Annotated in this window: 21 protein-coding genes and 1 tRNA gene; 9 read left to right on the forward strand and 13 right to left on the reverse strand. The window is 64.8% G+C overall.

Annotated elements, in window-relative coordinates:
• Positions 1–32 precede the first annotated feature (32 nt).
• Genes AC1RUR_RS30740 through AC1RUR_RS30750 form a run of 3 tightly spaced genes read left to right on the forward strand, consistent with a single transcriptional unit; the run spans position 33 to position 1422 of the window.
• Positions 33–353 carry a YbaB/EbfC family nucleoid-associated protein gene (locus AC1RUR_RS30740; protein WP_492851029.1) on the forward strand — a complete coding sequence of 107 codons (321 nt, stop codon included), beginning with the start codon at positions 33–35 and terminating at the stop codon, positions 351–353.
• A gap of 1 nt (position 354) precedes the next feature.
• Positions 355–957, forward strand: coding sequence for a recombination mediator RecR (gene recR, locus AC1RUR_RS30745; protein WP_492851031.1), 603 nt, complete (start codon positions 355–357; stop codon positions 955–957).
• 27 nt (positions 958–984) lie between these two features.
• Positions 985–1422: a hypothetical protein gene (locus AC1RUR_RS30750; RefSeq protein ID WP_492851032.1), complete on the forward strand. Its 438-nt coding sequence runs from the start codon at positions 985–987 to the stop codon at positions 1420–1422.
• A gap of 128 nt (positions 1423–1550) precedes the next feature.
• Here AC1RUR_RS30750 and AC1RUR_RS30755 read toward each other — a convergent pair whose 3' ends face one another.
• Positions 1551–2948, reverse strand: a complete 1398-nt coding sequence (locus tag AC1RUR_RS30755) for an AmpG family muropeptide MFS transporter (RefSeq protein WP_492851034.1) — start codon at positions 2946–2948, stop codon at positions 1551–1553.
• A 72-nt stretch (positions 2949–3020) separates the two neighbouring features.
• Positions 3021–4220, reverse strand: coding sequence for a DNA recombination protein RmuC (locus tag AC1RUR_RS30760; RefSeq protein ID WP_492851036.1), 1200 nt, complete (start codon positions 4218–4220; stop codon positions 3021–3023).
• A 171-nt stretch (positions 4221–4391) separates the two neighbouring features.
• Here AC1RUR_RS30760 and def point away from each other — a divergent pair, with 171 nt between their 5' ends.
• From def to truA, 3 genes are all read left to right on the forward strand, one after another.
• Complete coding sequence (def, locus tag AC1RUR_RS30765) at positions 4392–4916, forward strand: peptide deformylase (protein ID WP_027547474.1); 525 nt, start codon at positions 4392–4394, stop codon at positions 4914–4916.
• 143 nt (positions 4917–5059) lie between these two features.
• The gene (gene fmt / locus AC1RUR_RS30770) at positions 5060–5983 is read left to right on the forward strand and encodes a methionyl-tRNA formyltransferase (protein WP_492851038.1); all 924 of its coding nucleotides are present in this window, start codon (positions 5060–5062) and stop codon (positions 5981–5983) included.
• Positions 5983–6720, forward strand: coding sequence for a tRNA pseudouridine(38-40) synthase TruA (gene truA, locus AC1RUR_RS30775; RefSeq protein WP_492851040.1), 738 nt, complete (start codon positions 5983–5985; stop codon positions 6718–6720). The genes fmt and truA overlap by 1 nt, the downstream gene beginning before the upstream one ends.
• 139 nt (positions 6721–6859) lie before the next feature.
• On the opposite strand, the gene dapE is transcribed toward truA, so the two are convergent.
• The 11 genes from dapE to rpmH form a co-directional block, all read right to left on the reverse strand.
• Positions 6860–8026: a succinyl-diaminopimelate desuccinylase gene (gene dapE / locus AC1RUR_RS30780; protein ID WP_492851042.1), complete on the reverse strand. Its 1167-nt coding sequence runs from the start codon at positions 8024–8026 to the stop codon at positions 6860–6862.
• Positions 8023–8661: a DUF805 domain-containing protein gene (locus AC1RUR_RS30785; RefSeq protein WP_492851044.1), complete on the reverse strand. Its 639-nt coding sequence runs from the start codon at positions 8659–8661 to the stop codon at positions 8023–8025. Before AC1RUR_RS30785 ends, dapE begins: the two co-directional genes overlap by 4 nt.
• Positions 8662–8896: 235 nt before the next feature.
• Positions 8897–9742 carry a 2,3,4,5-tetrahydropyridine-2,6-dicarboxylate N-succinyltransferase gene (gene dapD / locus AC1RUR_RS30790; protein ID WP_492851046.1) on the reverse strand — a complete coding sequence of 282 codons (846 nt, stop codon included), beginning with the start codon at positions 9740–9742 and terminating at the stop codon, positions 8897–8899.
• Positions 9743–9992: 250 nt separating this feature from the next.
• The gene (locus AC1RUR_RS30795) at positions 9993–10685 is read right to left on the reverse strand and encodes a pyrimidine 5'-nucleotidase (protein ID WP_492851048.1); all 693 of its coding nucleotides are present in this window, start codon (positions 10683–10685) and stop codon (positions 9993–9995) included.
• Between the two features lie 200 nt (positions 10686–10885).
• Positions 10886–11872, reverse strand: coding sequence for a DUF1036 domain-containing protein (locus AC1RUR_RS30800; RefSeq protein WP_492851079.1), 987 nt, complete (start codon positions 11870–11872; stop codon positions 10886–10888).
• Between the two features lie 152 nt (positions 11873–12024).
• Positions 12025–12912, reverse strand: coding sequence for an acetylglutamate kinase (argB, locus tag AC1RUR_RS30805; protein WP_492825903.1), 888 nt, complete (start codon positions 12910–12912; stop codon positions 12025–12027).
• Between the two features lie 209 nt (positions 12913–13121).
• Complete coding sequence (locus tag AC1RUR_RS30810) at positions 13122–13481, reverse strand: DUF423 domain-containing protein (RefSeq protein WP_492851050.1); 360 nt, start codon at positions 13479–13481, stop codon at positions 13122–13124.
• Complete coding sequence (yihA, locus tag AC1RUR_RS30815; protein WP_492851052.1) at positions 13481–14134, reverse strand: ribosome biogenesis GTP-binding protein YihA/YsxC; 654 nt, start codon at positions 14132–14134, stop codon at positions 13481–13483. Before yihA ends, AC1RUR_RS30810 begins: the two co-directional genes overlap by 1 nt.
• A 153-nt stretch (positions 14135–14287) precedes the next feature.
• Positions 14288–16129, reverse strand: coding sequence for a membrane protein insertase YidC (yidC, locus tag AC1RUR_RS30820; RefSeq protein WP_492851054.1), 1842 nt, complete (start codon positions 16127–16129; stop codon positions 14288–14290).
• Between the two features lie 16 nt (positions 16130–16145).
• Entirely contained in the window at positions 16146–16574 is a 429-nt protein-coding gene (gene rnpA / locus AC1RUR_RS30825) for a ribonuclease P protein component (protein WP_492851056.1), read from the reverse strand.
• Positions 16575–16600: 26 nt separating this feature from the next.
• Complete coding sequence (gene rpmH, locus AC1RUR_RS30830) at positions 16601–16735, reverse strand: 50S ribosomal protein L34 (protein ID WP_008542748.1); 135 nt, start codon at positions 16733–16735, stop codon at positions 16601–16603.
• Positions 16736–17098: 363 nt separating this feature from the next.
• On the opposite strand from rpmH, the gene AC1RUR_RS30835 reads away from it, so the two are divergent.
• The 3 genes from AC1RUR_RS30835 to AC1RUR_RS30845 all read left to right on the forward strand — a co-directional run.
• Positions 17099–18598 (forward strand): ATP-binding protein, encoded by a 1500-nt coding sequence (locus tag AC1RUR_RS30835; RefSeq protein ID WP_492851058.1) that lies wholly within the window; start codon positions 17099–17101, stop codon positions 18596–18598.
• A gap of 264 nt (positions 18599–18862) precedes the next feature.
• A tRNA-Arg gene (locus tag AC1RUR_RS30840) sits at positions 18863–18939 on the forward strand.
• Positions 18940–19120: 181 nt separating this feature from the next.
• On the forward strand, positions 19121–19741 hold a 621-nt coding region (locus AC1RUR_RS30845), incomplete at its 3' end, for a toll/interleukin-1 receptor domain-containing protein (RefSeq protein WP_492851066.1).

Here is a 19741-nt window from a genome sequence, read left to right on the forward strand (position 1 = left end):
CTTAGGCCCTTCTTTCCAAGGACACCCGACCTATGGCTGATTTTCTCGGCATGATGAAGCAGGCGGCGCAGCTGCAATCCAAGATGCAGGAAATGCAGGACGCGCTCGGCAATGTGGAGGTCGAAGGCATCTCCGGCGGCGGCCTCGTCGCGGTGCGCATGACCGCCAAGATGGACGTCAAGGGCATCAAGATCGATCCTTCGCTGATGAAGGCGGAAGAACGCGAGGTGCTGGAAGACCTGCTCGTCACCGCGCTCGGTGATGCCCGCCGCAAGGCGGAGGCCGCCGTGCAGGAGAAGATGCAGGCGCTCACCGGAGGTCTCAGCCTGCCGCCGGGGCTGTTCGGCCAGTAGCATGGGCGCCGTTGCAGGTCCTGAAATCGAGCGGCTGGTGCAGCTTCTCGCGCGGCTGCCGGGCCTCGGCCCGCGCTCGGCGCGGCGCGCCGCGCTGCATCTGATCAAGAAGCGCGAAGCGCTGATGATGCCGCTGTCCTCGGCGATGCAGGTCGCGCTCGACAAGGTCCAGGTCTGCAAGACCTGCGGCAACATCGACACGCAAAATCCTTGCACCGTCTGCACCGATCCGAAGCGCGATCCGTCGATCATCGTCGTCGTCGCCGATGTCGCCGATCTCTGGGCGCTGGAGCGCGCCAATGCGACTCAAGGGCGTTATCACGTGCTCGGTGCGACATTGTCGCCGCTCGACGGCGTCGGCCCGCAGGACCTCACCATCGACGCGCTGGTCGCCCGAGCGCATGCCGCCGAGGTGCACGAGATCATCCTGGCGCTGAACGCGACGGTGGACGGCCAGACCACGGCGCATTACATCACCGACCTGCTCCAGGACGCCAACGTCAAAGTAACGCGTCTCGCCCATGGCGTGCCTGTCGGCGGCGAGCTTGATTATCTCGATGAAGGTACGCTATCGGCTGCGATGCGGCAGCGGACCCTGTTCTAGCAATCCAGACTCTACGGAACGGACGACATGACGAAACGATTCGCCACACGATCGGCTTTGGTCGCGACGATGATGCTGCTGGTGACGCCGGCCATCTCCGCGCAGCAGGACAGCGAGGCGCCGCCGGCGCCCAAGCCCGGCAAGCCGATCAACACCGGCGAGGTGCTCTCGGGCGAGTTGAACGCGATGAAGGTGCGCGACGTCAAGAACGCCGGCAAGCGGATCGCGATGTACCAGATCACCTCCGAGCCGCGCCGACTGCCGGCGCCGAACGGGCTGTGCAATCTCGAGACGGGGCCGGAGACCTTCCAGCTCGTCACCTCCAGCGACGCACAGGCCGCGCAGCTGAAATCCTTCGTCGGCAAGGCGATCTCGGTCAAGGTCGACGAAGTCGCCTGCGCAAGCGATCCTGGCCAGATGAGCGAAGCCGTGATCACGAAGTGGAGCATCATCAAGAAGCAGTAGGGGGCGATGACGCCTCACGACGAGCTGTCGTAGGGCGGGCAAAGGCGCAAAGCGCCGTGCCCACCATTTCCGATCCGTGATTGAAGTGGTGGGCACGCTTCGCTTTGCCCACCCTACGAGACCTTCCGCTATTGCGGCGCTTGCGTCTTCGCACGCTCCAGCGATTCAAAATGGCCGCGCCGCTGCAGATAGGCGAGCAATATGAAGCTCGGTATGGCCGATGCGGTGCAGACCAGGAAATAACCGACCCAACCCGTCGCATCCTGCAGATAGCCGCTGCCGCCGGCAAACACTGTACGCCCGAGCGCCGTCAGAGCCGTCAGAAGTGCATATTGGGTCGCCGTGTGAAGTGGATTGGCGCAAAGCGCCGATAAATAGGCGACGAGCGTTACGGTTCCGACACCGGCGGTGAATTGCTCCGCAATGATGGCGAACGTCAGCCATGCAACATCGTGGCCGATCATGGCCTGCCATGAGAAGGCGAGAATAGCGACTGTTTGCAGAATGCCGCCGATCCAGAGGCTTGTACTCAAGGAAAAGGAGCGGGCGACAAAGCCGCCGGCAAAGCCCCCGAGCAACGCAGCGGCAAAGCCGACGCCCTTGAGGATGGCGGCAAGCTCCACGCGCGAAAATCCGATCTTCAGCGCAAATGTCGTGTTCATCGCGGTCGCCAACGCGTCGGCGAGCTTGAATAGCACAACGAACAGAAGGATGGCGATGGCCGCGTCGCGCGACAGGAAGTCCTTTAGGCTCGCAACCGCAACCTCAACGATGCGTTGCGTGGGAGCGCGCTGGCGTGGGTCTGCATGCGCGGCTCGAGCAAGGCGCGAGCCCTCCGGCTCCACCGCCAAAATCGTCGCGAGGATTCCGATGACGACAAGGATTGCCATGACCACGTAGGTCACGCTGTAGGCGCGTTGTTGATCAAAGCCCCAGCCGACAAAACCGCTAACCAGAAGCAGCGCCCCGGCGCCGGACACCAGGGCCGCTATCCGATAGGCCGCAACATAGGAGGCCATACCGGCTGCCTGCTCGCTTTCGTCGAGACTCTCGACGCGAAAGGCATCAATCACGATATCCTGCGTGGCGGAAGCCGTCGTGACCAACAGTGCTGCCGCGGCCACGATGCCGGGAGCGTGTGCAGGGTCGCAGCCCGCGAGCAGGACGATGGCGGCCATCAGCATCAGTTGCGTCAGGATCAGCCAGGCGCGGCGCCGTCCGAGCAAGCGCGTGAGAACCGGGATGTCCAGCGCATCGACCAGTGGCGACCAGAACACCTTGGTCCAATAGGGCGTGCCGACAAAGGCGAACAGGCCGATAGTTTTGATATCGACGCCGCTTTCCGTCATCCAGGCCTGCAAGGTCTGCCCAGCCAGGGAGAAGGGGAGTCCGGCCGAAAATCCGAGCAACAGCACGACGAGCACGCGTCGCTGTAGATAGACGGTCAGCACGTCGCTCCAGGAGGAGCGGCTGGACGTCTTGGTTGTTGCCGGGGTGGCTCCAGAGGTTGCGTCGGGTGCGGTCATGGGGGCTTGTTAGCAGATTCTGGCCGTGATGCCTCGTCCTCCTCTCCCCGCAAGCGGGGCGAGGTGAACATCTCACTCCCCCGCCTGGAGCTTCCGCGGGAACAGCTCGGGCGCACCTGTTGCCACCAGATGCGGGCCCTCCGGCGCATCGGCCTTGCTGAAATCGAGCTCTTCGATCCGGCCCGCACGCTTCTCGATCTTGTCGGCGGAAATCAGCACCTGGCGGACGTCCTCGTTCACGTCGGCAAAATGCTTCTGCAATTTCAGCACGCGGTCGCGCAGGCGGCCGAGGTCGTCGCCGAGCTTGATGACCTCGGTGCGGATCTGGTCGGCGGCGTCGCGCATGCGCGCGTCCTTCATGATCTGCTGCATCACCTGGATCGCCAGCATCAGGAGCGAGGGCGACACCAGCACGACGCGGGCGCGATAGGCCTTCTGGATCACGTCGTCGAAACCGTCATGGATCTCGGCGTAGACCGATTCCGACGGCACGAACATCAGCGCCATCTCCTGGGTCTCGCCGGCGACGAGATATTTTTCGGCGATGTCGCTGACATGCTTCATCACGTCGCCGCGCAGCCGCTGCGTGGCGATGCGCTTCTCCTCGTCGGTGCGGGCGTCGTGCAGCGCGGTCATCGCCTCCAGCGGAAACTTCGCGTCGATGCAGAGCGGGCGCTGGTCGGGCAGGAACACCACGCAGTCCGGCCGCTTGCCGGTCGAAAGCGTGAACTGGAACTCGTAGGCGCCCTTCGGCAGTCCGTCCTGGACGATCGCCTCCATCCGCGCCTGGCCGAAGGCACCGCGCGACTGCTTGTTGGCGAGCACGTCGCGCAAGGTGGTGACCTGCGTCGTGAGGTCGGTGAGATTCTTGTGCGCGTTGTCGATGATGCCGAGCCGCTCGTGCAGGGCGTGCAGGCTCTCCATGGTGTTGCGGGTCGAGTGCTCCATGGACTGGCCGACGCGATGGGTCACCGAATCCAGCCGCTCGTTGACCGCCCGTGCCATCTCCGCCTGGCGGCCGGCCAGCGCCTGGGTCATGGCGTCGACCCGGCCGGAAGCCTCGCTCTGGGCGTGCAGCATCTGGCTGATGCGCTCTTCGAGCTCGTCGGCGCGGATGGCGTTCGCCATCGCGAGTTCCGCCCCGCGCCGCCCCGAGCGTGCAATCACCACGGCGATGACCAGCAGCAGGATGAGGACCAGGACGCCGAAGCCGATGAGTGCATCGATCGTGCGCACCGGCCAGTCGCCAGCCACGAAAATGATCTCGTTCATGCCCGTCCTTCTATCCGATTCGGCTGGCCGCACGAACGAATAGCGAACATTTCCGGTAAATGCCCCGTTAATTTTTATGGTTAACGAAACCTGAAGTTTTATGGTTAGCGGAGGGTTAACGGAGTTCCCGGCCGCATTGACCGCATCCGGCATGCGGCTTAAATCGCGGCCATGGCCCTCAGAGAAATCATCATCCTGCCCGACAAGCAGCTGCGTCTGGTCTCCAAGCCGATCGAGAAGGTCACGACGGAGATCCGCAAGCTTGCCGACGACATGTTCGAGACCATGTATGACGCACCCGGCATCGGGCTTGCGGCGATCCAGATCGCGCAGCCGCTGCGGCTGATCACCATGGACCTCGCCAAGCGCGACGAGAACGGCGAGACCAAGCCGGAGCCGCGCGTCTTCATCAATCCGGAAGTCATCGCCTCGTCCGAGGAATTGTCGGTCTATGAGGAAGGCTGCCTGTCGATTCCCGAATATTACGAGGAGGTCGAGCGCCCCGCGAAGGTGCGCGTGCGCTTCACCGATCTCGACGGCAAGGTGCACGAGGAGGACGCCGAAGGCCTCTACGCCACCTGCATCCAGCACGAGATCGACCATCTCAATGGCGTGCTGTTCGTCGACTACCTGTCGAAGCTCAAGCGCGACCGCGTGATCAAGAAGTTCGAGAAAGCCGCCAAGCGCGCGGAGTAAGCAGGGCTCATCTCTCTCTCACGTCGTCATGGCCGGGCTTGACCCGGCCATCCACGCCTTGCTTGCTTTGTTGCCAAGACCGTGGATGCCCGGGACAAGCCCGGGCATGACGGAGAACAAGAACTCTCACCGAACGCAGCCACATGCCCCTCCGCCTGATCTTCATGGGCACGCCCGATTTCTCCGTGCCGACGCTGCTCGAGCTCGTCGCGCATGGCCACGAGATCGTGGCCGTCTACACCCGCGCGCCGAAGCCGGGCGGGCGGCGCGGCCTGCAATTGCAGCCGACGCCGGTGGAGGAAGCCGCGCGAAGACTCGGCGTGCCCGTGCTGACGCCGAAGACGCTGAAGACAGAGGAAGCGCTCGACGCGTTTCGCGCCTTTGATGCCGATGCGGCCGTCGTCGTCGCCTACGGCATGATCCTGCCGCAGGCGATCCTCGATGCACCGAAGCTCGGCTGCTACAATCTGCATGCTTCGCTCTTGCCGCGCTGGCGCGGCGCCGCGCCGATCAACCGCGCGATCATGGCGGGCGACGCCGAGAGCGGCGTGATGGTGATGAAGATGGATGTCGGCCTCGACACCGGCGATGTCGCCATGGCCGAACGTCTTGCCATATCGGACACCATGACCGCCGTCGATCTGCACGATCGCCTGTCCCGGCTCGGCGCCGACCTGATGGTGCGCGCGATGGCCGCGCTCGACCGCGGCGGGCTCCAGCTCAAGAAGCAGAGCGAGGACGGCGTCACCTATGCCGCCAAGATCGACAAGGCCGAGGCGCGGATCGACTGGACCAGGCCCGCGCACGCCGTGCTGCGCCACATCCATGGCCTGTCGCCGTTCCCCGGCGCCTGGGCCGAGCTCGAGAACGCGCGCCTGAAGATCCTGCGCTGCGAGCTGGCGAAAGGCTCGGGCGCACCGGGCGCTGTGCTTGACGACCAGCTCACCATCGCTTGCGGCGACGGCGCGATCCGCATCCTCGAGCTCCAGCGCGAGGGCAAGGCCCGAATGCAGGCCCTGGACTTCCTGCGCGGCGTGCCTGTGAAGCCGCCGATGCGGCTGGCCTGATGCCCCGCTACAAGCTCACCATCGAATATGACGGCGCGCCGTTCTTCGGCTGGCAGGTGCAGGACACGCTGCCGTCGGTGCAGGGCGCATTGGAAGCGGCGGTGAAGGCGATGACCGGCGCGGATCTGCGCGTCCATGGCGCCGGCCGCACCGATGCCGGCGTGCATGCGCGCGGCCAGGTCGCGCATGTCGACATCGAGAAGCAGTTTCCGCCGGGCCGGTTTCGCGACGGGCTCAACGCGCATCTGCGCCCACATCCGATCGCGGTGCTGGAGGCCGAGATCGTGCCTGATAGCTTCGAGGCGCGCTTCTCGGCCATCAAGCGCCACTACCGCTATCGCATCGTCAACACCCGCGCCAATCTCGCGCTCGACGTCGGCCACGCCTGGCGCGTGCCGCGCCGGCTCGATGCTGACGCTATGCATGCGGCCGCGCAGCGCCTGCTCGGCAAGCACGATTTCACGACCTTTCGCGACACCGAGTGCCAGGCCAAGTCGCCGGAGAAGACGCTCGACCAGCTCGACGTGCTGCGCGACGGGCGCGAGATCACCATCATCACCTCGGCGCGCTCGTTCCTGCACAGCCAGGTTCGCTCGATGGTGGGATCGCTGGTGTGGGTCGGCGAGGGCCGCTGGACCGCGGACGACCTCTCCGCCGCGCTCGCAGCCCGCAACCGCGCAGCCTGCGGCATCGTCGCGCCGCCGGACGGGCTGTATCTGGTGAAGGTGGATTATTAGCTAGGGACGTCGCTGCCCCCCAGGCGTCATGGCCGGGCTTGTCCCGGCCATCCACGACCTTCTTCTCGGCTCGCAAAGAACGTGGATGCCCGGGACAAGCCCGGGCATGACGGCGGAGGGTTTGGCGAGCATTAGCGCTCTACCCAAAATACCGCGTCAGAATCCCGCGATAGACCTTCGTCAGCTTTTCCAGATCCACCACCGGCACGCGCTCGTTGACCTGATGCATGGTCTGGCCGACCAGCCCGAACTCGATCACCGGGCAATAGCTGGAGATGAAGCGCGCATCCGACGTGCCGCCTGAGGTCGACAGCTCCGGCTTGCGGCCCGTGATCTCCTCGATCGCCGACACCGCGAGATCGGTGAACGGGCCGGGCTTGGTCACGAACACATTCGAGTTCGACGGCTCCCAGACGATGCGGGCCTTGATGCGGTTGCCGCAGGCTTTTGCCAGCCGCGTCTCGACCAGCTCGCGGAGGGATGCCTGGGTGTGGTTGTCGTTATAGCGGATGTTGAACTTGGCGCGGGCCTCGCCGGGGATGACGTTGCTCGCCTTGTTGCCGACGTCGACCGAAGTGAATTCGAGGTTGGAGGCCTGGAATTGCGCGCTGCCGTGGTCGAGCGGCTCGTCGGAGATCGCAACGATCAGACGCGAAATGTCCGGCACCGGATTTGAGGCGCGGTGCGGATAGGCAACATGCCCCTGCGCGCCGTCGACATAGAGCGTGCCGGATTGCGAGCCGCGGCGGCCGACCTTGATGGTGTCGCCGAGCGTCTCGACATTGGAGGGCTCGCCGAGCACGCAATGGTCGAATTTCTCGCCGCGCTCGGCGGCCCATTTCAAGAGCTTGATGGTGCCGTTGATGGAGACGTCTTCCTCGTCGCCGGTGATCAGGAACGAGATCGAGCCGTTTCCGTCTGCACGCGGCTTGCCGCCATTGGCGGCGAGATGCTCCAGCACCGCGGCGACCGAGCAGGCGATGCCGCCCTTCATGTCGACCGCGCCGCGGCCGTGCAGAAAACCGTCCTTCACCTCGCCTGAGAACGCGCCGACGCTCCAGGCGCTCTCGTCGCCCGGCGGCACCACGTCCGTGTGGCCGGCAAAGGTGATGTGCGGCCCTTCGGTGCCGATCCGCGCATAGAGATTGTCGACGTCGGCGATGCCGGGCTCGCTGAACGTCACGCGGTGGCAGGTGAAGCCTGCCGCGTTCAGGGCGTTTTCAAGCACCCCCAGTGCGCCGGCGTCGGCCGGGGTTACCGAGGGACAGCGGATGAGATCGCGGGCAATGGAAAGAGCATCGGTCATGCGCCCCGCTTAACATGCATGCCGCCGGGTGGGCTAGCGCTGGGCGGGACAAATTCGATCTCGCGGCTCTGGTCCCAGCCTTGCGCAGGGGACGAGTCGTCTGCGGTCTCGTCCAACGGATCAGGGCCGAACCGGTTATCGCCCATGCTGCCGCGCAGACAGAACATTTCGACGAGGCCCCATAGCCACAGGATGGAGGCGGCCAGGATGAACGGAAGAACCCAGTTGGAGTCGGGCAGCAGGTCCGAGAATTGGTCGAACAGGCCGGGCACGACGACGAACGGAACGATCCACCAGCCGCGCTTGTCGCGATCATGCAGCCGCTTGATCGCGGTCGCGAGGTAGATCCAGAGGGACAGCGACAAGCCGAACGCCTTGAGGATCAGGTTGGTGCGGTCAAGCGGCTCCAGCGAGCGGTAGGCCCGCGGGTCGGCCAGCTTGAACAGGTCGTCGAGGCCGAAGTCGAAATCGAGTTTCAGGGACAGCTTCAACGCCCCCTCGGCGTCGATGAGGCGGATGACCTGACCGATCACGCCGAGCAAGGCCGCGAGCACCGCGACGATCAGCAGCGCCTGCCACAGCAGGGCGCGGTTGATGCGGCCGTTGAAGCGGAAGAGATACCAGGTCCAGTCCATGCGAGCGGCTCCGGGCGGGGGACCGCCCGGAAATTGGTCGCGCTGGAGGGAGGCTGGGTTCGAAACGCTGTCGAACCCGTCATCCTGAGGTGCGAGTGGCGCGATGCAAAGCATCGCGCCGGGAGCCTCGAAGGATGGACGGCCGGGATGTTGCCGCCAGCCGGGCCGTCGTCCTTCGAGGGCTGCCGAAGAGGCGGCCACCTCAGGGTGACGGTGATGGAATTGCGATTGCGGATTAGTCCCGCAGCAGCTCGTTGATGCTGGTCTTGGACCGCGTGCGCTCGTCGACGCGCTTGACGATCACGGCGCAGGCGGTGCTCGGGCCGATCTGGCCGTTCTTCATCGGCTTGCCGGGCAGTGCGCCGGGCACCACCACCGAATATTCAGGCACTTCGCCGATGAAGATCTCGCCGGTGTCGCGATCGACGATCTTGGTCGAGGCGCCCAGGAACACGCCCATCGCCAGCACCGCGCCCTTGCGCACGATCACGCCTTCGGCGACCTCGGAGCGCGCGCCGATGAAGCAATCGTCCTCGATGATCACGGGCTCGGCCTGCAGCGGCTCGAGCACGCCGCCGATGCCGGCGCCGCCGGAAATGTGCACGCGCTTGCCGATCTGCGCGCAGGACCCGACCGTGGCCCAGGTGTCGACCATGGTGCTCTCGTCGACATAGGCGCCGAGATTGACGAAGGACGGCATCAGCACGACGTTCTTGGCGATGAAGGCCGAGCGGCGGACGACGGCGCCCGGCACCGCGCGAAAGCCGGCGTCGCGAAAACGGTTCTCGCCCCAGCCTTCGAACTTCGAGGGCACCTTGTCCCACCAGGTCGCCTTGCCGGGACCGCCGCCAATGACGCCCATGTCGTTGAGGCGGAAGGACAGCAGCACGGCCTTCTTCAGCCACTGATTGACCTTCCACTTGCCGTCGGCGCCGCGCTCGGCGACGCGCGCCTCGCCCTTGTCCAGCGTCTCCAGCACCTGGTCCACGGCCTCGCGCACCTCGCCCTTGGTCGAGGTCGAGATGCCGTCACGCGCGTCGAAGGCGCTGTTGATGGTGGATTCGAGGGCGGACAGGGACATCGGGATTTCCTCTGGGGAATCGGAATTTTGATGGATTGGGGCGCTTTTTCGGGATTTGGCGGGAGAGAGTCAAGGCATACTCACCCGTCGTCGTCCTTTCCACCGTCGTCCTGGACCAGCGAACGAAGTGAGCGCCGATCCAGGACCCATTACCCCAGAGAGGAGTTTGGCGAAAACTCGTGGTTCTCAGTTTCGCGCCGCAACGTCTGCCTGGGGTCATGGGTCCTGGCTTTCGCCAGGACGACAGCGGTCATTTGGGCGACAGCTCCGCCAAAAACCCCGCCAGATCGTCCGTGACATGGTCCACATGGGCGGCATCGCGGCCTTCCAGTTCCCAGTCTTCGCGCACCACTTCCTTGGTGCCGTCGGGCACCACCAGCACCGTGGTCATGCCGAGCTCGTGCGGGACGGTGAGGTTGCGGGCGAGGTCCTCGAACATGGCGGCGCGGGTGGGATCGACCGCATGGTCGGCGAGGAATTTCCGGTAGGTCTGCGGCGCCGGCTTGGGTTCGAAGCCGGCGGCGATGATGTCGAACACGCCGTCGAAATGTGAGCCGAGGCCGAGCCGCGCCAGCACCGCGTCGACATGGTCGACCGAGCCGTTGGTGAGGATCAGTTTTCGCCCCCGCAGTTTTGCGATGGCGGCGCCGAGCGCCGGGTTCGGCTCCAGCGGCGAATGGTCGATCTTGTGGACGTAGGCGAGATAGTCGTCGGCATGCACGCCATGCAGGGTCATCATGCCGCGCATGGTGGTGCCGAAGCGCCGGTAATAGTCCTTCTGGATATTGCGCGCCTCGGCCGGCGTCACGTTCAGCCAGTTGCAGACGAACTCCCCGATCCGCGCGTCGACCTGTTGCCACAGATTGACGTGATGCGGATAGAGCGTGTTGTCGAGGTCGAACACCCAGGTATCGACATGGGTGAAGGCGCGGGGTGGGTTCATTAAGACTCTCTATCCGTTGAGTGAGACCGCGGCTCCGCCCTCAATCGTCGTCCTGGCGAAAGCCAGGACCCATACTCCGTGACCGATCATTGGGGCACTCTGGTCGTCGTTCTTCGCCAAACCCAATCCTGGGGTAATGGGTCCTGGCTTTCGCCAGGACGACAGCGGAATGTGTCGCACTGGCATGATCACGCCACCCATCACGGCATCGCAAACCGCAGCGTCTTGCCGCCGCTCGACATGTCCACCGCGCCAAAACCCGTCGCCGAAAATCCGCGCGCGCCGCAGTCGGTCTGCTCAACGGTCTCGAACTTGGTCTCGCGCGTGCAGAGCTGCCTGTCGCCGCCCCAGTTCAGCGGCTTGTCCTTCAGCTTGATGGCGCGATTGTCGGCATCGATGGCCTCCGCGAAGCTGAAGATCTGCTTCGGCTGGCCGGTCACATCGGGATGCAGGCACTTGCCGGGGTCGATGCGATACCAGCCGCGACTGGTCACGGACTTGCCGTCGTCGGTGGCGATCGCCGCCATCACCTTGTGCGGGGTGTCGTTGCACCAGGTCAGGCCGCTCGGCGACGGCGTCTGCGTCGCATCGACCATGGTCTTGAAGAAGTTCGGCGAGGACACGGCGTCGGACGACAGCCCGCGGCTCTTCAGGAATGCGGCGAGCGCGCCCTGCGTCTTCGGTCCGTCGACGCCGTCGATCGCGCCGACGTCGTAACCGATGATCACCAGCAGCCGCTGGATGCCGGCGAGGCGTGCCTGCTCGTCGTCATATTCGGAATCCTCGGCGAGATACGTCACCAGATTGCCGTCGGCGCCCAGCGTCGGCGTCACCTGCGTGAAGGCGGCCTGGGTCTGGCCGCTGCGGCATTGCCGCGCCGCGGCGATGACGAAATTGTCCTGGGCGACGCACAGCGTGTCGCCGCCGTTCTGCGGGATCGGCGAGGCGCCATAGATGCCGAGCGCGCGGGCATTGAGCAGGATGCGGTCGGCGGTCAGCGTGCCCTGCACCACCACGCGGCAGGTGGCGGGATCGATCCTGAACCAGCCGCGCGTCGCGGTTGCCGCCTTGTCGTCGATGCCGATCGCGGCCTCGACGACATAGGACATGCGGTTGCAGATCTTGAGGTCGGCGAAGGCCGGCGCTGAGGAGAAGACAAACGAGACGGCTGCGGCCGGCAGCGTCATCAGGAAGCGGGTGAGGGGGGAGCGGCGCGGCCTCGCTCTCCATCCGTCATGCCCGGGCTTGTCCCGGGCATCCACGTTCTTGGCGCGGGACGAAAGATCGTGGATGGCCGGGACAAGCCCGGCCATGACGGCTTTCTTTGTCCGCTCTTGCATCACTTGTGGATCAGCGTTCCCGTGCCCGTGTTGGTGAACAGCTCGAGCAGCACCGCGTGCTGCATCTTGCCGTCGATGATGACGACGCCCTCGACGCCCTGTTCGAGCGCGTAGATGCAGGTCTCGACCTTCGGGATCATGCCGCCGGAAATGGTGCCGTCGGCGATCAGTTTTCGCGCGTCTTTCACCGAGAGTTGCGGGATCAGCTTCTTCGACTTGTCGAGCACGCCCGGCACGTCGGTGAGCAGCAACAGGCGCTTGGCCTTCAGCGCGCCGGCGACGGCCCCCGCAAAGGTGTCGGCGTTGACGTTCAGCGTCTGGCCTTCCTTGGAGGTCGCGAGCGGGGCCAGCACAGGGATCAGCTCGTAGCCGATCAGCTGGTTGAGCAGCGTGAGGTCGACCTTCTCAGGGTCGCCGACGAATCCGAGGTCGACCGCCCTCTCGATGTGCGAGCCCGGATCGATGATGGTGCGCGTCGTCTTCGACGCCTTCACCATGTTGGCGTCCTTGCCGGACAGCCCCACGGCCTTGCCGCCGGCTTCGTTGATGTAGCCGACGATCTGCTTGTTGACGGAGCCGGCCAGCACCATCTCGACGATCTCGATGGTCGCAGCATCGGTGATGCGCAGGCCCGCGGCGAATTCCGACTGGATGCCGAGGCGCTTGAGCATGGTCGCGATCTGCGGCCCGCCGCCATGCACCACCACCGGATTGATCGCGGTCTGCTCCAGCAGCACGATGTCGCGGGCAAAGTTCTTCGCGGTTTCCTCGTCGCCCATGGCATGGCCGCCATATTTGATGACGATGGTTTCCTCGTCATACTGCTGCATGTGCGGCAGCGCTTCGGACAGGATGCGGGCCTGGTCGAGCGGGGAGATGTCGGTCATGAGGCGGATCTCGCTGGCGGGATACTCGGGCCGCGTTCTATCCGATTGGCGGGCGGGGCGCAAAGTGATGTTCTTTCCCTCTCCCCTTGTGGGAGAGGGTGGCTCGCCGCGATAGCGGCGAGACGGGTGAGGGGTCTCTATCCGCGGAGACAGACCCCTCATCCGGCGCTTCGCGCCACCTTCTCCCACAAGGGGAGAAGGACGAGGACCTACTTACTCGCCGCCACCGCCGCCAGCGTCACCGCCAGCCAGCTCGCAATCATCACCGTTCCGCCGGTCGGCGCCGCCATCGGAAACAGCGCGTGCCCCGCATATTGCCGCAAGGTGAGGTCGCCGGCGAACAGCGCGGCGCCGATCACGAAGCCGGACGCGGCAACGAGGCCAATTCCGCCGTGCAGAAGGCCGCGCGCGAGCAATCCGGTCGTCGCAAGTATGGCAGTTGCATGAAACAGCAGCATGGCGCTGGCCGACGCAAGCCGGCTGGCATCGCCGCCATGGGCGGAGGCGGCGGCCAGCGCGACGCCGGCGCCGCCCATCAAACCGGCAAGCCCAATCAACAGGCGAGCCATCACTTGCTTCGCTCTTCCAGCAGCTTGGCCATCGCGGCGCGCAAGCTCTCCATGCCGGTCGAGCTCCGCGACGAGGTCGCGAGCACGTTCGGGAACGCAGCCGGGTGCTTGGCCAGCGCGGCCTCGGTCTCGGCGATGCGCGATTGCAGCTCGGAGGCCTTCACCTGGTCGGCCTTGGTCAGCACGACCTGATAGCTCACGGCGGAGCGGTCGAGCGTTTTGAGGATATCGAGATCGACGTCCTTCAGGCCGTGCCGCGCGTCGACCAGCACGTAGACGCGCGCGAGGCTGGCGCGGCCGAGCAGGAATTTGTGGATCAGCTCGGTCCACGACGCGACCTGGCTCTTCGGCGCCTTGGCGTAGCCATAGCCGGGCATGTCGACGAGACGCAGGTCATTCTTCCCGGGGACCTCGAAGAAGATCAGCTCCTGGGTGCGGCCCGGCGTATGCGAGGTTCGCGCCAGCGCGTTGCGGCCGGTGAGCGCGTTGATCAGGCTCGACTTGCCGACATTGGAGCGGCCGGCAAAGGCGATCTCCATCCCGTCCATCGGCGGCAGCGTGGCAATCGAGGGTGAGGCCCAGATGAACTGCCAGTCGCGCGCGAACAGCTTCCGGCCGGCCTCGATCAGTCGCTCGTCGGTCTTGTCGTTCATGCGAGCGGTCTATCCTCTCGTCATGGCCGGGCTTGTCCCGGCCATCCACGTCTAGCCACGGAGCACGCTTCCAAAACGTGGATGCCCGGGACAAGCCCGGGCATGACGACTTGGAAGCATTGTGCCCGCATGACTGAGGCACTTGCCGGACGGTTACGTCGCCTTCTTCGCGAACGTCGCCTTGAGATTGTCGAACAATTCCACCTTCACGCCGTTGCGGCGCATGATGAAGCTCTGCTGCAGCACCGAGAGCGTGTTGTTCCAGGCCCAGTAGATCACGAGACCCGCCGGGAAGCCCGCCAGCATGAAGGTGAAGATCAGCGGCATCCAGTTGAAGATGAGCTGCTGGGTCGGATCCGGCGGCGTCGGGTTCAGCTTCATCTGGAACCACATCGTGATGCCCATGATGATCGGCCAGATGCCGAGCGCGAGGTAGTGGCCGAACAGCGGAATCGTGGTCGGGTCGAACGGGATCAGCCCGAACAGGGTGAACAGATTGGTCGGATCGGGCGCGGAGAGGTCCTTGATCCAGCCGAAGAACGGCGCGTGCCGCATCTCGATGGTGACGAACAGCACCTTGTAGAGCGAGAAGAACACCGGGATCTGGATCACCACGGGAAGACAGCCGGCGACCGGATTGATCTTCTCCTTGCGGTAGATCTCCATCATCTCCTGCTGCTGCTTCACCTTGTCGTCGGGAAAGCGCTCTTTCAGCGCCTGAAGCTGCGGCTGGACCGACTTCATCTTCGCCATCGAGGCGTAGGACTTGTTCGCCAGCGGGAAGAACAGCAGCTTCACGATCACGGTCACGAGCAGGATCGAGATGCCGAAATTGCCGAAGAAGCGGTAGAAGAAGTCGAGGCCGAGGAACATCGGCTTGGTGATGAAGTAGAACCAGCCCCAGTCGATCAGGAGATCGAAATGGTTGAGTCCGAGCTGCGTGTTGTAGCCGCCGTGCCCGGCGAGCGGGAAGTTGATGCCGACCACGCCGGCTTCCTTGGCGCCGGCAAACAGGCGCGCGTTCGCGGTCGCACTGCCGCCGATCGCGACGGTGACGGGGTCGAGCAGATAGTCGGTCTGGTAGGTGTGGACGTTGCCGGTCGGGTTCGACGAGAAGCGCGCCTGAAGCTGGGCATTGGTGTCGGGCAGCAGCGCCGAGGCCCAGTACTTGTCGGTCATGCCGAGCCAGCCGTTGGTGGCCTTGAAGCTCACCGTCTTGGTTTCGTCGATCTTCTTGTAGGCGTATTCCTGCAGGCCATCGAGATAGCCGATCAGGCCTTCATGCAGGATGTAGTAGCCGGAGACCTGCGGCGTGCCGTGGCGCGAGATCAGCGCGAAGGGATAGAGCGTGACCGGCGCGTTGCCGACGTTGCTCACCTCGTCCTTGATCGTGAAGAGATAGTGTTCGTCGACCGAGATGGTGCGGCGGAAGGTGAGGCCCTCGCCATTGTCCCATTTCAGCACCGCCGGCGTCGTCGGCGTCAGGCTGCCGCTGCCGTCCTGCCGCCAGACGGTCTGGGCATCGGGCATCTTCGCCGTCACGCCCGTGGCCGCCACCCAGCCGAACTCGGCGTAATAGGGTTCTGCCGTGCCCGAGGGCGAATAGAGGATGATCGCCGGCGATTTCGGATCGACCGTTTCGCGGTATTGCACCAGGGCGAGATCGTCGATACGGCCGCCCTTCAGCGAGACGCTGCCGGTCAGCCGCGGCGTGTCGATCTTCACGCGCGGACCGGCGGCAATCGCGGTCTCGCGGGAAACGACCGGCTGGGCCTGCTGGCTCGCGCCCGGCGTTGACGGCTGGGCCGCGCCGGCCTGCGGGGTTGTGCCGGGCGTTGCCGATGCCGTCGGCTGCGGCGTGGTCTTCTGGAGCTCGGCCGCCTGCTGTTGGGCGCGCTGCTTCTCCATCGCCGGCACGTTGTAGAAATACTGCCAGGCGATCAGGACGAGGCCCGACAGAATGACGGCAAGGATGGTATTGCGATTGTCGGTCATCACTGGTGTCTCGTCATCAATCGGGTTTGCGGCTGGCGGCGGGAGCGGGGCCGGGCCTTGTGCGCTCAGTCCTTGGGCCGCGTCCCTTCGACAATCCCTTGGGCGCCTGCCGCGCGGGCTTGGTGAACGCCGTGCGGAGGTCGTCGAGCATGGTCGCGAAGGGGCGCGAGAGCGCGTCCCTTCGGCCAACCAGCACATAATCATGGTGGGGCTGCATCGACACCGGATCGAGCCGCTTCACCAGTTCGCGAAGCCGGCGCCGGATGCGATTGCGCTCGGGGGCGTTGCCGTTCTTTTTGGTGACGGTGAAGCCGATCCGGATCGGGCCGCCGTCGTCGTGGTCAAGGCTCTTGCGGTCAAGGCTTTGCAGGACGAACGCGGGACTATTCACCCGCGCGCCATTGGCAACGGCGAGGAAATCCGCCCGCTGCCTCAGCCGATCCATGATGAAATCCCAAAAAGGGGTCCGGGTCAGGCGCTCAGACGCTTGCGGCCGCGGGCGCGGCGGGCGGCGAGAACCTTGCGGCCGCCGGCGGTCGCGAGACGGGCACGGAAACCGTGACGGCGCTTGCGCACCAGTTTGCTGGGTTGATAAGTCCGCTTCACGGGTTTTTCTCCGCTGACCGGGCAATTTGCCTGTAGAATTGATGGAAAGTCCGGAAGATGCGGCCCAAAATGGGCCCTTTTCGGCCCCAAGAGAGCCGCTCCCGGCGTCACACCGGGTCATCGCGGACAATTTGGCCGGCTTATAAGGGAGCGTCTTGTTTTCGTCAACGTCGCAAGAACGCACGATTCCGGTGAATATCGCTGTTTGTTCGGGGTTTTTAACCCTTGAGGTAGCGACTCGCCAGATCAGCGCTTACATCCCACCTTGGCAGATTAGCGATCTGTAATTTGACCGGACCGGGGGCGGGCCGCATCCTTCCTCCGCCAGATCGTTCACCGGGCAAGTCAGTAAGGACGAATTTCGTGGCAGCGACAGACCTCCAGCCGATCCAGGATACGGATCAGCCGGACCCTCCGGCGATGCGGCCGCGCGGGCCTGCCGGGCTGGGGCTGTCGGGCAAGCTGCTGCTGCTCACCGTCCCCCTGGTGATGATCGCGGCGATCCTGCTCTACGTGCCCGCCATCGCCAACTTCTGGGTCAACCGGCTGAACGACCGCGTGGCCGCCGCCAACACGGCGGCGCTGGTGCTCGACGCCGCGCCGCTCGGCATGGTTCCCGATTCGCTGTCCCGCGAAATCCTGAAAAGCATCAACGCCCGCGCCGTCGCCATCAAGATGGGCCAGCAGCGCCGGCTGCTCGCCAGCGACAATCTGCCCGCCTCGATCGAGCACGACGTCGACCTCCGCGACATGACCGTGTGGGAGGCGATCACCGGCTCGTTCCAGATGATGCTGGAGACCGGCAACCAGGCCATCCGCATCGTCGGCCCCGGCGTCGGCAATGCCCAGTTCGTCGAGATCGTGACCGACGAATTGCCGCTGCGGCAGTCGATGTACCGTTTCTCCCGCAATGTCGTCGTGGTCGCGCTGATCATCGGGGTCTTGACCGCGGGCCTGGTCTATCTCGCGCTGCATTACCTGTTCGTACGGCCGATGCGGCGGCTGACCGCGAGCCTGGTCGGCTTCCACGAAAACCCCGAGAGTTCGGCGCGAATCATCGTGCCGAGCCAGCGCAGCGACGAGATCGGCGTCGCCGAACGCGAATTGTCCGACATGCAGCGCGATCTGATGTCGATGCTGAATCAGAAGAGCCGGCTCGCCGCGCTCGGCCTCGCCGTCTCCAAGATCAACCACGATCTGCGCAATTTGCTCGCGTCGGCGCAGCTTCTGTCGGACCAGCTCGCCAGCGTGCCGGATCCGCGGGTGCAGCGTTTTGCGCCGAAGCTGGTGCGCTCGCTCGAGCGCGCCATCGCCTTCTGCCAGTCGACACTGTCCTACGGCCGCGCCCAGGAGGCCTCGCCCGACCGCCGCATGATCCTGATCGAGCCGGTCGTGCTCGAGGTGCGCGAGACCGCGGGTCTCGCCTCCGATGCCGCGATCGTCTGGGTCGCCGCGATCGAGCGCGGCCTCGCGGTCGATGCCGATCCCGATCAGCTGTTCCGCGTGCTGCTCAACCTCGTCCGCAACGCCGCCCAGGCGCTGGAGAGCCATGCTTCGGCCGAGGGCGGCGCGCAGCAGATCCGGATCACCGGCAAGCGCGAGGGCGCCGTCGCGATCCTTGAGGTCTCCGACACCGGCCCCGGCGTCCCGCAGAAGACCAGGGACCATCTGTTCGAGGCGTTCCAGACGTCGGGCCGCCCCGGCGGCAGCGGGCTTGGCCTCGCCATCGCCGCCGAGCTCGTCCGCGCCCATGGCGGCGACATCCACCTGGTCGAAGGCACCATCGGCGCCACCTTCCGGATCGTCATTCCCGACCGCCCCGTGGAACTGCTCTCCATCCGCAACGAGCGGCAGAGGGCGTAAGTCGGCCAGCGGCCGGACTGTCCGTCATTCCGGGGCGACGCAGTGCGCCGAACCCGGAATCCAGAGGTTTTGGCGCGAGATTCCGCCCCTCTCGCTTCGCGAGCCCGGGAATGACGGGGGAGAGACCGTCATCTCGCTGCAAAATCTCCTCATCCCGGACCTTGCCAACCGGGACAAGAGCGGTTAGTCAAAGCGCTCTTTCGCACCCCTCCGGCGCTGTCCGGAGGCTGCCTGCGGGCCAAGCCCGCGCTGTTCGCGAAAAACGCGCCCGTAGCTCAGCTGGATAGAGCATCAGACTACGAATCTGAGGGTCGGACGTTCGAATCGTTCCGGGCGCGCCATTTTCTCAACACTCCAAGACAAAACGGCCTCCATGACGGATGGGACGCGAGGATCCCCCTCGCGAACTGGTGAGGGCCCCGTGAGCCTCACCCTCGATTTTGCCGCAACCCTAAATTGGATTAGTTTGTCTCGTCGCATCGACGAACGAACTCTGGCAGAAACCCTTGAGCGAAGGCTGGTATGACGACGGTACGGCGAGCGTTCGTCAGCTACTCATCTGTGGACGCTCCAATCGCACAGGCGGTGGCAGACGCCTGCGAAAGGGCCGGGGTCTCGGTCTTTCTGGACAGGCGCTCTCTTCAGCCTTCCAACGAGTGGTACACATCCATAAAGACAAATTTGGCGGACGCAGACGTCGTTTTTGTCCTGGTTAGCGAAGCATCTTTAAAGTCGCGCTACGTAAACCAAGAGATTGGCATGGCGAGCCAGGCGGGAGCAAAGGTTGTCCCGTTATTCCTCGTCGCTCAGGAAGGATTGCCGACGGAGATTGCACGCTTTCACGGCGTATCTATTGCGGGGCTGAGGGGAGAGGTGCTGGACGCGTGTGTCGCGGAATTGTTGGTCGCCAGCGAACGCGAAGCGATTGATTTACCGCCAGCGTTCCTCGATCGACTCTGCGAACGCGAGCCGCGCACCGCTTCCGCGTTCTTGTCTTTGGTGCCGGGAGCGTTGAAAGGATCAGACCCAGATACACAGGGCGGATTCAATCACTCGTCGCAACACCCAGCGAAGGAGGTTGCGATGGAGAACCGTGTGCGGACAGGTCGCCCTCGAGAGGCCCTGCGAGAGAATGGTAGACCG

The organism is Bradyrhizobium sp. GW821-FHT12B03, from assembly GCF_058807535.1.

Coding starts and splice junctions, on each gene's coding strand:
- AC1RUR_RS30740 (WP_492851029.1), top strand. CDS start 33: ATGGCTGATTTTCTCGGCATGATGAAGCAGGCGGCGCAGCTGCAATCC.
- recR (WP_492851031.1), top strand. CDS start 355: ATGGGCGCCGTTGCAGGTCCTGAAATCGAGCGGCTGGTGCAGCTTCTC.
- AC1RUR_RS30750 (WP_492851032.1), top strand. CDS start 985: ATGACGAAACGATTCGCCACACGATCGGCTTTGGTCGCGACGATGATG.
- AC1RUR_RS30755 (WP_492851034.1), bottom strand. CDS start 2,948: ATGACCGCACCCGACGCAACCTCTGGAGCCACCCCGGCAACAACCAAG.
- AC1RUR_RS30760 (WP_492851036.1), bottom strand. CDS start 4,220: ATGAACGAGATCATTTTCGTGGCTGGCGACTGGCCGGTGCGCACGATC.
- def (WP_027547474.1), top strand. CDS start 4,392: ATGGCCCTCAGAGAAATCATCATCCTGCCCGACAAGCAGCTGCGTCTG.
- fmt (WP_492851038.1), top strand. CDS start 5,060: ATGCCCCTCCGCCTGATCTTCATGGGCACGCCCGATTTCTCCGTGCCG.
- truA (WP_492851040.1), top strand. CDS start 5,983: ATGCCCCGCTACAAGCTCACCATCGAATATGACGGCGCGCCGTTCTTC.
- dapE (WP_492851042.1), bottom strand. CDS start 8,026: ATGACCGATGCTCTTTCCATTGCCCGCGATCTCATCCGCTGTCCCTCG.
- AC1RUR_RS30785 (WP_492851044.1), bottom strand. CDS start 8,661: ATGGACTGGACCTGGTATCTCTTCCGCTTCAACGGCCGCATCAACCGC.
- dapD (WP_492851046.1), bottom strand. CDS start 9,742: ATGTCCCTGTCCGCCCTCGAATCCACCATCAACAGCGCCTTCGACGCG.
- AC1RUR_RS30795 (WP_492851048.1), bottom strand. CDS start 10,685: ATGAACCCACCCCGCGCCTTCACCCATGTCGATACCTGGGTGTTCGAC.
- AC1RUR_RS30800 (WP_492851079.1), bottom strand. CDS start 11,872: ATGACGCTGCCGGCCGCAGCCGTCTCGTTTGTCTTCTCCTCAGCGCCG.
- argB (WP_492825903.1), bottom strand. CDS start 12,912: ATGACCGACATCTCCCCGCTCGACCAGGCCCGCATCCTGTCCGAAGCG.
- AC1RUR_RS30810 (WP_492851050.1), bottom strand. CDS start 13,481: ATGGCTCGCCTGTTGATTGGGCTTGCCGGTTTGATGGGCGGCGCCGGC.
- yihA (WP_492851052.1), bottom strand. CDS start 14,134: ATGAACGACAAGACCGACGAGCGACTGATCGAGGCCGGCCGGAAGCTG.
- yidC (WP_492851054.1), bottom strand. CDS start 16,129: ATGACCGACAATCGCAATACCATCCTTGCCGTCATTCTGTCGGGCCTC.
- rnpA (WP_492851056.1), bottom strand. CDS start 16,574: ATGGATCGGCTGAGGCAGCGGGCGGATTTCCTCGCCGTTGCCAATGGC.